Below are 12,514 nucleotides of genomic sequence, written 5' to 3'. Positions count from 1 at the left end.
GTTTATGGAAGATCTTTTGCAATAAATATACCAGTAATTGGTTTTGTGGTTAGGGGGAGTAGGGTGCTGAAATGTTAGGTGATGCCTGTGGCAGCTGTAAACATTGAATGTTTGCTGAGTGTGTCAAAAAAATGACCACTGAGTTGCTGGAGTAAAAAAACAGGTGTGATTTGAGTAGCCCCTACTGTTGCATATATATAGCTATCCACAAGATGTTGTATTGCGATGGCTGAAATTGCATGTTGAGTTATACGGTAATGATGTTTCGAGTGTGTATGCGATAATAAAGAGGATGTTGCTATGAGCTCTCAAGTTTCAGCTTCAGCTGAAGTTATAGAAATAAAATCCAGGACTTGATTGAGGAACGTCGTGACATGATTGAACAGCTTGATTCTATAAAAATTGAACTCGGGCAGATTTAAAAGATAGGGAAGGTTGGCCAGGAACTAGTAATGAGATATTCAGGTTGTTTCATTGAATGCAGGGCGACGAAGGTTTTCTTGAATTTACACATATTCAGGAAGTAATAGAGCATTACCACACACCTTCAGCTGCAGGTGAATAATTACGGTCACTTGTCTATATGGTTCATCTTGGGAATATACCCTCTGTGCTTGGAGGACATTGGGCGGAGGTTGATAGTGTTTATCATGTGTTATATCAATAGTATGCATTTTTATGGATGTCGACGATGTGCAGTTGGAACTGTTGATGCTGTGCGTTGAAGATGAGTATAATGTGCTCATCTCTGTGCTGAAGTAACAATCCGATAGTATTGAATGATTTCGTGTTGTAATTGCATAATGAGGGTGGTGTGCAAAGAAGCCTGAAGGGAGGCAACATGAGTAGCTTGAAAGATGTTTTTTTGCCATAGATTTGATTTTTACGGATTTTAACTGCTATTATTTTCCTGTAGGGAAAAATGTCGAATTATCGATTTACGATAGTATTTCAAAACAAAAAAGCTATTACGCTGTATTTAGACTACCCGACGGTCAGTCTGTTCAATACAGGATTACTATTACAGGAGAACAGAATGGGCAAGAATGTGCTGTTGGTTGATGATTCAAGTACAATGCGCAAAATTATCGGTCGCTCTCTGAGGCAGGCCGGTCTTGATTTTGATAACATCTTTGAAGCGAGTGACGGGCTTGAAGCACTTGAAGTGCTGGAAAAAGAGAAAGTGGATATTGTACTCAGTGATATCAATATGCCGAATATGGATGGGATTTCTTTCCTACGAGAGAAAGCATCACGTGACGCTATCAAGGATATACCGGTCCTGATGATATCCACTGAAACAGGAGATGATATTATTGGTGAAGCTAAGTCTCTTGGAGCTATCGGAGCAATAAAGAAACCTTTTACCCCTGATAAGGTTAATGAGGTTCTCGGACCCTTGTTGTAAATGTTCAACCTGAGGATAACTTGATGGAATTAGGTGATAAAATCATCGATTCGGCTAAAGAGATATTTTCGACAATGATCATGATGGAAATTGAGGTCATAGGCAAAGACATCGAAAAAAACAAAATTATGGAGGATAGTATATCCGGGGTTATTGGTCTTGCCGGTACGCATAAAGGGGTGCTGGCTATACACTTGCCGAATAAGGTGGCGATGGCAATAACCAGCAGTTTTCTTGGCATGGAAGTGACCGAAATTGGTGAAGATGTAGAAGACGCTATAGGTGAACTTGCTAACATGCTTGGCGGAAATGTGAAAACGAGTTTGTCAGAAAAAGGCAGGGATATAGAATTATCGATGCCATCAACTATTTCCGGTCATAAATATAATTTTCAACCAACTAAAGAGGTGGAAAAGGTCTTGATAAACTTTTCCTGTGAGGTTGGTACTTTTGCAATTGAACTGCAGCTTGAGAATTAATTCTATATTGTTTTGTGACGATAAAGAGCCTGATTTATCAGGCTCTCAATCTGTTATTAAGACGTGCATTGATTAGCCGACATTTGTTATACTCAGCGTATGAAAAATACTGACGGAAGAAAAATTGACAGAAAGGCCCTTGAAGCAATTCGCATTAGGGCTGTGCAACGCGTTGAAGCCGGTGAAAGTCCAGAAGTCGTTATTAAGGCACTCGGGTTTACTAGATCCCAGATTTACGAATGGCTTGCAAAGTACAGAGAAGGTGGCATAGATGCTCTTCGACGCCGTAAGGCACCAGGTAAAACGCCAAAGCTGAACGGTAGCCAACTTAAGAAAATTTATCGTCTTGTGGTTGGTGTTGACCCACGCCAACTCAAATTCGAATTTGCCCTGTGGACGCGGGATATGGTTCGTGAGCTTATTTGGCGTGAGTTTAAAGTCAAGTTGAGTGAGGTCTCTGTAGGTCGCCTGCTCAAGAAGATGGGATTGAGTCCTCAACGTCCCACACATAGGGCTATTCAACGAGACGAGCTTTCTGTCTATAAATGGATGGCAGAAGACTATCCTGCTATTCGCAAGCTGGCGAAAGAACAGAATGCTGAGATCTTCTTTGGGGATGAGTCCTCTGTTCGATCTGATTATCATTCTGGCACAACTTGGGCACCAGTTGGGAAGACACCAACTGTCAAAACTACTGCCTCTCGGCATAAAGTGAACCTTGTTTCTGCGATCAGCCCGAGAGGGACTATGCGATTCATGAGCACAGATGGGAATGTCACTGCTACTGTCTTTATAGAGTTTTTGAAACGTTTGCTTTATAAGGCAAATCGGCCTGTATTTTTGATTTTGGACAACCATTCAGTTCACAGATCCAAGGAAGTACGAGAGTTTGTTAAGAGTAGAGCAGGAAAGCTTCGTCTGTTCTTTTTGCCACCTTATTCTCCCGAACTCAATCCTGATGAACATGTTTGGAATTACCTTAAAAATCATAAAATTGGTCGGCAATGCACCAAGAACGGTTTTGATTTGTTTAAAAGAGTTGAGAGCATTATGCGGTCCTTGCAGAGGCTTCCTGAAAAGGTCAAATCATTCTTTAGGCACCCATGGACAAAGTACATTCTAATGTCGGGCAATCAACGACCGGCTTAATATATAGGGATACGATGACTGATAAATGTAAACAATTAAATATTGGGCAGGAAATTATATCAGGAACACAGGATGTTTTTTCGACAATGCTCATGCTTGAAGTTGCAGCCGAAGATGTGTCAGATCAAAAAGCGAATGTAATCACCTCTAACCTTACAAGCATGATCGGTCTCGGTGGTGGTGTGCGTGGAATGCTTGCCGTACACTGTCCTGCTGAGGTAGCACAATTTATAACAGGCTCCTTTCTTGGTATTGATGTTGAGGAGCTTGACGAAGATGTAAAAGATGCAATTGGTGAAATAGTTAACATGATAGCAGGTAACCTGAAGGTATCCTATGCCGATGCGGGCATTAATGTTGAACTTGCTATTCCTACCTCTGTAGTCGGAAATGGCTTTCGGGTTAGTGGTGCGTCTGGTTCCATCCGTCATAATATTTCCTTCCAATTAGACAGCGGCACCTTCTGGGTCGAACTGCTCTATGTCTTAAGTTGAAATTTAGCTGATAGAGATTTAAAGTTTTACGCAGCAGAAGCCGATACACCTACTATGGCTAATGTGAACAATATAGGTGTATTCTCTCGGTCTTATAATCAATTTATATTTACATGGACGTAAAAAAACGTATCGATAAAATTCTGGGTTCTGTTCATGACCAGGTGAAAGAAGAGGTGGGTGTACTGCTCGGGGTGGAAATCTCTGTCAGCAACGCTCGCGCTGAGCTTGTCACCAAGGAGGCATTTTTTGATAACCTCATGGGCAAGCAGATCCTTGCTAAAATTGATGTGGCCGGAGAGGTTGAAGGTGTCGGATGTCTGGTTATCGGCATTAAAGATGCGATCCGTCTTGGTGGTACGCTTATCATGCTCCCGGATTCCGAGCTTGAGGAGGTTGTCGGCCGTGAAGAATATACAGAGGAGTCTGAAGATTCATATGGTGAGATAGCAAACATCATAGCTGGATCGTTCACCAAAGTGTTTGAAGAGATGTTCCCGAAATCCTGCCGATTCATACGTAAAGAGCAGGAAATGGTTGTGCCGGTAAAAGTAGATATTGAAAGCGATGAGCCTATTCCAGATCAGCAGTATTATCAGGTTAGCATCAAGCTTGCTATGGCTGATCGTCAAATGGGCGATCTTCATATGCTCATGCCTGCGTTGGCCTTTGGGTTGGTACAAGAAGAAGTTCCGCAGGAGCAGGAAGCTGAAGCCGAGAGTACGGTTGAATCTGCACAACAGGATTCTGAAGTAGAAACCGCGCCCGAATCCGGTGACGAAGTACCTGAAGCAGCCGAAGTAGCTGGTGCCCCGTCTAAGAAAACAATTGATCCTTTAAAACACAAAAAGCGTATTGATAAAATTCTTGCTTCATGTGAGCAGAAACTCTCTGAAGAATTGTCAAGCCTGCTAGGGGTTGAGATTACATTTTCAGGCCTGAAAAACCGGCACATTTCCAAGGAAGAATTTTTCTTTGAAGAGGTTGAAGGTAAGCAGATTTCAGCAAATATGGATGTTGTTGGTGATCAACAAGGGAAGAGTTATTTCTTTGCGAGTCTTAAAGACTCGATCCACCTTGGTGGCGTGTTGATTATGTTGCCGCCTTCAGAGCTCGAGTTGGTTGTCAGTGAGGAGGAATTTAGTGAAGATCTGAAGGATTCTTATGGTGAAATAGCAAATATAGTCTCAGGTGTCTACACGTCGGTATTTGAAGAACAGTATAATGAGAACCTTCGTTTTATAAAAAAGGATCTTCACCATATCGTTCCTATGAAGGTCAATATAGAGTCTAGTGAGCCCATTGCTGACGATCAGTATTATATGAGTTGCATGGCTCTTAATGTCGATGGGAAAGATCTTGGGAAAGTCAGGATGATGTTTCCTGCGGCGATGTTACATATCGCCGAGGCTGATCAAGTGGTTCAGGATGTTGCAGCAGACAGTGGGCAGCAAGCTAAGAGTGAGCAGGCCGAAGCAAAGGCTCCTGATGCCGAGGTACAACAACAGGATCAACCCGATACGACACCTTCGACAACTGCTGCAGCCCCGGGTCCGAAGTTTGATATTGTCAAACATAAAAAACGAGTCGATAAACTCCTGAAAGAGTGTGTTGGCAAAATGAAGGGAGAGGTCGGGGCACTTCTGGGAGCAGAAATAGAGCTTGTCGATCAGAAAAACTCAAGTGTCAGTAAAGAAGATTTTTTCTTTGATACAGTCAATGGCAAACAGGTTATGGCCAATCTGGATGTCGTTGGAGAGATTCAAGGAAAAAGCTATCTTTTTGTTTCAACAAAAGATGCTATTTATATGGGCGGAATGCTGATAATGCTACCGCCTTCTGAACTTGAAGCTACAGTTTCGGCAGAGGAGTTCTCTGAAGATTCAAAAGATGCCTACGGTGAAATAGCCAACATAATTGCTGGTGTCTATACCGGAGTCTTTGAGGCCCAATATATACATAAGATCAGATTTGTACGAACGGATCTTGATCAGATTACTCCGATGAAGGTTGATATAGAGTCGGATGAGCCTGTTCCTGATGTAGAATATTATCTCAGTTCCATGTCGTTGTTAATCAATGGAGAACAACATGGACAGGTAAATATGCTCTTCCCGGCAGCGTTGCTTAACCTTGATGCAATGGCCAAGGCTGAGTCTGAGGCCTCTGCGGCAGTTGAACCTGCAGCAGTGAAGCAGGGATCCGCCCCGCCGCAGGAAGAGGCTGGTGGTGCCGCTGCAATGCGGAGTATAGATCCTTCAAAACATGTTCCTGTCGATATTTTGATTATCAGTGATGATGAGGGAGCAGCATCAGGTTTGGTGGCCGGTGCTGATGCTCGCGGCTTTGCTGTCAGGACAATCTCGTTTAAGGATAATATACGGGGGGCAATTACACCTGAGCTGAAGGCGATTTATATTGTGATGAGCCGGATAGATGAACAGGCTTTTGGTATGATCATCAAGGTGAATTCATCATGTTCACTGCCATTAATTGCAGCAGGGCCGCAATGGACGAAAAGTAAGGTGATCAAGGCTGTAAAATACGGTATAACCGATATACTGCTAACTCCTGCCTCAGGTGATGATATTCTGGAAAATCTGGAAAACAATCTTGTCAAATTAGCAGCCTGATGCGGGGCTTCAACTAAATACGTTTTACTTCTTCCAAATATCCTGTAAATCTTTCTTTTTTATCTTCTCAAGCAAGGTCGTGCGCTTAAGGTTAAGCAGGCGGGCTGCTTCCTTCTTATTACCATCCGCAAGTTTCATTGCATGTACAATGAGCTCAGTTTCAAAGCTGTTAATGAGTTCCCTGAAGTCTACCTGTCCCTCGTGCCATGCTACGTTACCTATAGGATCCTGAGTCGTAGATGCTTGCGGTGGAGCAGAATTGTTTAGTATATCATCACGCTGTATATTTACAGTTTCGGGTGATTTGATCTGCTCTGCTGACTCAACCAGATCCTTAAGGCTTAGAAATTTTTCAGGTAGGTCGTCGAAATGTATCTCTTTACCGCTATATATGATCGACATGTGCTGGATGAGGTTTTCAAGCTCTCGCACGTTGCCACGCCATTCAAAGTTTATCAGCGCATTGTAGGCATGTGTTGAAAACGTGAAGGGTTCTCTGTTGCGCTTTTCTGTGAAGTTTCTGACAAATCGTTCGATGAGTTGTGGGATGTCTTCTCGACGCTCTTTTAATGAAGGAATATTAACCGGGATAACACTTAGTCGATAATAGAGATCTTCCCTGAACTCTCCTACACTGACAAGGTGTTCAAGATCGCAATGAGTGGCTGCCAGTACGCGGGTATCAACTGGAATCGATTTGAGTGCCCCCACTGGCTCAAACTCTTTTTCCTGCAGAACACGAAGGAGTTTGGCCTGAAGCGAAGGCTTCATGTCGCCAATTTCATCAAGAAAGAGTGTGCCTCCTTCAGCATACTGTATGCGCCCGATTTTGTTGCTTGTTGCACCGGTGAACGCGCCTTTTGTGTAACCAAAAAGCTCACTTTCGAGTAGGTCATCAGGTATTGCTGCACAGTTTACCGGTACAAAATTCTTAGAGGCTCTTGCGCTACGGGAATGGATTGCCTTGGCGACCATTTCTTTTCCGGTGCCTGATTCGCCGCGAATCAATACTGTTGACTCATCGTCATCAGCAACCCGTCGTATGAGTTCAAAAAGGTTCTGCATAATACTGCTTCCGCCTATCATCCCGTGGAAGCATTCGCTGTTGTCATTTTTCAGTTCTGCTGATGGTACCCGTCTATGTGTTTGTAAATATTCCGTTGCCCGTGTGAGGGTAAGAGTAGTTTCTGCAGCCTCCAGCGGTGTATGAATGTAAAATTGAACATTCAGGCTTAGCAGTTGTTGGATCAGTTGACGGCGATCTGTGGAAATAAGCGGTAAAATGAGAAGTGACGGCGATTCATTACGCAATCGTTTGATCAGGCTTATTCCCAGCTCCGGCACGGGAGATGAGGTGTCAACAACAAGGATATCCGGATGTTCCTTTTCTAGACAATCATACAACTCTGAGAGTGATTGTGTTTGATGAACTGTGGAATCAAATGCTGCGTGTATATGTGATTGCAACACAGAACTGTTTTCTGAAGGTTCTGAGGCAATGAGTATTGATATTGATGGAACCATATAAAATCTGTTTATGCTCAAGGTGGTGCTTAGAGGTTATCATGTCCGTTATCCTGCATGAGGTCGGCAAGTCTGCTTGATGTTCTTCGCATATAGAGGCTAAGGAGTCTGGCGATTTTCTGTATTACCTTTACCCCGAGAATGGGAGATTTTTCTGTAAGCAAGTCAAACCCTTTGTCAGAGAGGGTAACCATAATTGTCGGCTGTTTGGCGATAACAGTTGCCGATCGTGGAGATTTATCGATCAATGCCATTTCGCCTATTGAGTTTCCTTTGGTAAGCCTGGCAATGACAACATTCTGACCGTTGTCAGATTTTTTGACCACTTCCAGCAAGCCCTGTACAACAAAACCCATGAATGTTCCTTTGTCGCCTTCAAGGAAAAGGTGTTCCCCCCGTTGAAGGTGCACATAACTCATGTGCTTTGAAAGAATAGTCAGTTCATCGACATTGAAGCTGTCGAAAATGGGCAAATTGAGAAGAAATGATCGTGTATTTTCTTCTGATTCTGTAAGTTTAATTGCTGGCATAATGCCTATACCTGTATAATCAGTTGATGTGCTAAGTTTTTTTTTGCAATTGAACCATGATTTCAAATGGAAGTAATTCAGGCTGACAATATTCCGGCCGCCGTGGTATATTGCCAACTGTGACTGTTTTTTGACACCTGAGACTATTTGAACGATATCACATCGAAACTGCAAATAACAATAATGTTTTTGCAGTTTTCATAAAACCGGAGATCATGGGTTCGCCCGCGTGTCATTGCATTTTTACCTGCTGTCTAATATGTTGTGGGGACAGTCTATTTCAGACAGCTTAATCGGGATGACCATGGTTGCGTTTTCGAAGCAATGTATTCAAAAAATTGCCTGTAGCATTTTTTCTGTTGGTATATCTGTACTGCTCTTAATCGCAGACCCGGTTTTTGCAAATGACGTTATCAAGGGGACTGTAGTTAAAATTCTGGATGGTGACTCTATTCTTGTACGAGAGGGTAAGACCAGGCATGAAATCAGGCTATGGGGAATTGATAGTCCTGAATATAAACAGCCATACGGCAACAAAGCCAGGAGGCAAACTGAAAAGTTGCTGAAAGGCAAGTTGGTTTCAGTTAGAGTTATTAACCAGGACAGATATGGCAGACTGGTAGGAATAGTACACACTGGCAGCATCAATATTAATGAAGCTCTGGTTAAGCAGGGTGGAGCCTGGGTGTATACAACGTACTGTAAGCAATCAATATGTAGGGAATGGAAGAAAACCGAACGATCTGCACGAAAAAACCGGGTCGGGTTGTGGGGCGGAAAGAATCCTGTCCCGCCCTGGAAGTGGCGACATTCGGCGAATTCCAGATAATCCGCAGGTTCCGGTAATGAAATATTCTAAGAGTATTTCAAGTTTAGACCAGGCACGCGTCAATGAAATGTTTACCCCTCAATAAAAAACTGTGGTTTACGGAGACATTTATTTCAGATCATCACCCGATGACAAATGAGGCTATATGAACTATCTAACCCACACAATTTCTGTATTAATCGTATGCGGTTTTATTGCTGGCCCTGTTGGAATTATGGCAGGAGATGTGGAACAAACGGTTCAGGAAAATCTTGCCAGGCTGGTTGAAACAAAAAACTGTCGTGATTGCAATCTGCAAGGTGTTAATCTCAATAGAGCTGATTTATCAGGTGGAGATCTTCAGGGTGCTGATCTTACAGGGGCAAAACTGTATCTTTGTAATTTATCAGGCGCTAATTTACGAGATAGCATTTTACGCAATACCGGTTTTGGTGGTGCTGATCTGGCTCATGCTGATCTTCGTGGAGCTGACCTTACAGGTACATCTCTTGCGGGGGCATATACTACCGGAACAAAATTCGATAATCAGGATGTGGCAAAGGATGACGAGGATATTGATCTGGAATCAATTCTTGAGGAAGGACGTTCTGATTCACCGCTCGCAGCTGTCGAATATTCTGAAATAGAAAACGATATTACTGAAAGCATCAGTGAGCAATCGTTTAATGATCCTGTTATGGACTCGAGTGATCCGCAACTTAACGTGGTGAAGACTCTGGGGAAGGGGACGAGTTTGGTCACTGCCTCTAAGGTTACGCCGAAACCTAAGAGGGTAGTACCTATCCAACGTATAGATATTAATGGTTTAACACAATGAAAGAGAGAGTGTTGTCTTTGCTGAGAACTTCGTGCTAGCTTTCCGAGAGAGCTTGGAGTGCATCGTCTATCCGTTGATCTTCAGCCACTCCATAGTCACGCAGGATCAATTCAACCTTGTCGAGTAGTTCACGCAATTTAACTACATTCATCTCAAGATCCTGGATAGTTGCAGACGCTTCACGTTCAGTAATTGACCTTGCGTGATCAATTTCCTGTGCACTTCGCAGGATGTTCTTAAGGTTCGAAATTTTTTCGATTCTAATGAGCAGTTCATCAAAATTAATAGGTTTTTCCAAATAGTCGGCAGCACCTTTTTTCATAGCTGCAACAGCAGTATCCACTGATGAATGCGCCGTTATGAGAAGTACTTCAGTGGTTGCATCGAGTTCTTTAGCTATTTCCAACACTTCAATGCCGCTTATACCGCCAGGCATAACAAGATCCGTCAGCACTACATCAAATCGATGCTGTTTTAATTGCTTTGTAGCCTGATGGCCGTCTTCCGCAACCAGCACATTAGTATAATCTGCGCGGTTTAATCGTTCCTGCAGAAGTCGTCTCATTACTGGATCATCATCGACCACTAATATTGATAAATCTTTCATGGTAGAGGCCTCCCCATCTATTTCTTCTGATAAAAAATTGATCGCAAATGTCGTTTAGGAATAAAACGATTACATACTCCAGTTAGCGATTCTGTTGATCCAATCACGAGAAAACCGTCATCGGCAAGGCTGTCAGCGATTTTATTAAACAGCTTTTGACGGTCCTGAAGGGTGAAATATATGGCGACATTTCGGCAAAATATAATATCAAACTTACCTAATGATGTGAATGGCTGCATCAGGTTGAGTTTTCTGAAATTTGCCATGCTTCTGATTTCGTCTTTAATCTTCCAGGAATCACCGATGAGGCTGAAATATTTTTGTAGCATCGGCCTTTCCAAGCCCCGTTCTATCTCAAATTTATTATATTTGCCGTAACTGGCCTGTGAGATCGCATTGTCAGAAATATCAGTACCTAGAAGGGTGATTTTATATTTAGAGAGGTCTCTGAGTAATTCTTTTAAGATTATTGCAATTGAGTAAAGTTCCTGTCCTGTCGATGAGGCGGCGCTCCAGATGCGTAAATTGGTTTTGATCGTTGGGGTTCTCGGAGTTCTGAGGTCAATCATTTCCGGCAGAATCTTATGTTGAAGGAGTTCGAACGGTCCCTTATCTCTGAAAAATAATGTTTCGTTTGTGGTGATAGCATCAACTATCCGGCGTTCAATTTTTTTGGATGCGTCAAGTTTTGCTTTTTTTTGCAGTTCTCTGTAGGAGGAACAACCTGCCTCTTCCGCTATTGAACTCAAGCGAGTTTCAAAGAGGTAACTCTTGCTCTGATCAAGATGTATGCCCGAGATATCTTTGATGTACTGAGCAACTATCTTTAGTTCATCGGGGGCGATCTTAATCATTGTTGTGAGGGTTCCGTTTAATGAAAAGTGGCTTTTTCATAGTGAAAAATTATTTAACGCTTTTTGTGATTTCTTCAGCGATTTTTTGCAGTGGGGCAACAATATCTGCATAACCTAGTTCCGTAGGAGCTTTGGGCATCCCGTAGACAACACACGAGTTTGCATCCTGAGCTATTATGTGAGCTCCTTTCTTTTTTAATATTTCAAGTCCCTTGGTACCATCAGACCCCATTCCTGTCATGATGACGGCGGTGGTTCTGCCTACGTAATAATCACCAACAGACCTGAAAAGGTAATCTGCTGATGGTTTGCAGGAATTTTCAGGAGGGTCGTCAGTAATTTTTATGAGCCTGTTATGACCATCGGCGGCAGCTACCAGTTTCATTTGTTTGCCGCCGGGAGCAATATAAACAACATTGGGCTGAATAGGTTCTTTATCTTCAGCTTCTTTTACTTTGAGTTTACATTTTTTGTCCAGACTATTTGCAAGTGATTTGGTGAAGACGGGCGGCATATGTTGAACAATAAGAATTGGCACATTTATATCGGCGGGTAATTGGGGAAGCATTTGATTTAATGCGTTTGGACCGCCTGTTGAAATTCCAATTGTTACAATTTCAGATTTGGTTCTACGCCGCAGCGCACTTGCCGGGCTTTGGGCACCTATTGCTTTTTTTAAATCTGTGCGAGCCGTGGTAAGCGTTGTTCGTTTTAATACCGGTTGCGGTCGTCTGCTTATTGGTTTGGATTGCAGAAGATTTCTGGCGGTACGGGATCTTGAATATGCTCTCAGGATAGGTTCAAGAAGGCGCCGTATTTCCCGTTTTCCTTCAATGAGGTTTTTGCTTTGAGGCTTAAGTATAAAGTCGAAGGCACCAAGGTCCAATGCTTTCATTGTCATTTCGCTGCCATCAGCAGTTAAGGTCGAGAGCATGACTGCACCTATGCCGGGATGATTCTTTTTGAGTTCTGCTAAGACTTCAATCCCGTTCATTACAGGCATTTCAATATCAAGGGTCAGTAAATCCGGTTTAAGGGTGATGACCTTGTCAATGGCAATTTTGCCGTTATGGGCAACACCGGCAAGTTCTACGCCGGGAATTTCATTTATTATATCTGACACAGATTTTCTGTAGACGATCGTGTCATCTACCACAAGAACACGCAGCTTCTTTGGTGCGATCATATAT

At 42.8% G+C, this 12,514-nt stretch carries 12 protein-coding genes; 7 read left to right on the top strand and 5 right to left on the bottom strand.

The annotated features are described in order from the left end of the window. Positions 1-1,036: 1,036 nt before the first annotated feature. The 5 genes from FCL46_RS13100 (at position 1,037) to FCL46_RS13080 (ending at position 6,163) form a co-directional block, all read left to right on the top strand. Complete coding sequence (locus FCL46_RS13100; RefSeq protein ID WP_136807902.1) at positions 1,037-1,408, top strand: response regulator; 372 nt, start codon at positions 1,037-1,039, stop codon at positions 1,406-1,408. 23 nt (positions 1,409-1,431) lie between these two features. Continuing rightward, complete coding sequence (locus tag FCL46_RS13095) at positions 1,432-1,887, top strand: chemotaxis protein CheX (RefSeq protein WP_136807903.1); 456 nt, start codon at positions 1,432-1,434, stop codon at positions 1,885-1,887. 99 nt (positions 1,888-1,986) lie between these two features. Next, positions 1,987-3,036 carry an IS630 family transposase gene (locus tag FCL46_RS13090; RefSeq protein WP_136810871.1) on the top strand — a complete coding sequence of 350 codons (1,050 nt, stop codon included), beginning with the start codon at positions 1,987-1,989 and terminating at the stop codon, positions 3,034-3,036. Positions 3,037-3,050: 14 nt separating this feature from the next. After that, a complete protein-coding gene (locus tag FCL46_RS13085; RefSeq protein WP_167506098.1) occupies positions 3,051-3,530 on the top strand; it encodes a chemotaxis protein CheX in 480 nt (159 codons plus the stop codon). 113 nt (positions 3,531-3,643) lie between these two features. After that, positions 3,644-6,163, top strand: coding sequence for a hypothetical protein (locus FCL46_RS13080; protein WP_136810684.1), 2,520 nt, complete (start codon positions 3,644-3,646; stop codon positions 6,161-6,163). Positions 6,164-6,187: 24 nt separating this feature from the next. Here the strand turns inward: FCL46_RS13080 and FCL46_RS28460 are convergent, their stop codons facing one another. Both FCL46_RS28460 and FCL46_RS13070 read right to left on the bottom strand, forming a co-directional pair. Beyond that, positions 6,188-7,687 (bottom strand): sigma-54 dependent transcriptional regulator, encoded by a 1,500-nt coding sequence (locus tag FCL46_RS28460; RefSeq protein WP_136810685.1) that lies wholly within the window; start codon positions 7,685-7,687, stop codon positions 6,188-6,190. A gap of 29 nt (positions 7,688-7,716) precedes the next feature. Next, positions 7,717-8,217: a cyclic nucleotide-binding domain-containing protein gene (locus FCL46_RS13070; protein ID WP_136810686.1), complete on the bottom strand. Its 501-nt coding sequence runs from the start codon at positions 8,215-8,217 to the stop codon at positions 7,717-7,719. A 259-nt stretch (positions 8,218-8,476) separates the two neighbouring features. Here FCL46_RS13070 and FCL46_RS13065 point away from each other — a divergent pair, with 259 nt between their 5' ends. Beyond that, on the top strand, positions 8,477-9,046 hold the full coding sequence (locus FCL46_RS13065; RefSeq protein ID WP_136810687.1) for a thermonuclease family protein: 570 nt from the start codon (positions 8,477-8,479) through the stop codon (positions 9,044-9,046). A gap of 145 nt (positions 9,047-9,191) precedes the next feature. Beyond that, positions 9,192-9,863 carry a pentapeptide repeat-containing protein gene (locus FCL46_RS13060; protein WP_136810688.1) on the top strand — a complete coding sequence of 224 codons (672 nt, stop codon included), beginning with the start codon at positions 9,192-9,194 and terminating at the stop codon, positions 9,861-9,863. 34 nt (positions 9,864-9,897) lie between these two features. Here FCL46_RS13060 and FCL46_RS13055 read toward each other — a convergent pair whose 3' ends face one another. From FCL46_RS13055 to FCL46_RS13045, 3 genes are read right to left on the bottom strand one after another with little or no spacing between them, the layout of a single operon-like run. Continuing rightward, a complete protein-coding gene (locus FCL46_RS13055) occupies positions 9,898-10,470 on the bottom strand; it encodes a response regulator (protein ID WP_136810689.1) in 573 nt (190 codons plus the stop codon). Between the two features lie 17 nt (positions 10,471-10,487). After that, positions 10,488-11,324 carry a CheR family methyltransferase gene (locus FCL46_RS13050; protein ID WP_136810690.1) on the bottom strand — a complete coding sequence of 279 codons (837 nt, stop codon included), beginning with the start codon at positions 11,322-11,324 and terminating at the stop codon, positions 10,488-10,490. Positions 11,325-11,373: 49 nt separating this feature from the next. Then, a complete protein-coding gene (locus tag FCL46_RS13045; protein ID WP_136810691.1) occupies positions 11,374-12,510 on the bottom strand; it encodes a protein-glutamate methylesterase/protein-glutamine glutaminase in 1,137 nt (378 codons plus the stop codon). Positions 12,511-12,514 lie beyond the last annotated feature (4 nt).

This window comes from Desulfosediminicola flagellatus, from assembly GCF_005116655.2.
GTDB classification, from domain to species: Bacteria; Desulfobacterota; Desulfobulbia; order Desulfobulbales; family Desulfocapsaceae; genus Desulfopila; species Desulfopila flagellata.
Note: the sequence above shows the minus strand (reverse complement) of the source record. Positions and strands in the feature narration are given on the sequence as shown.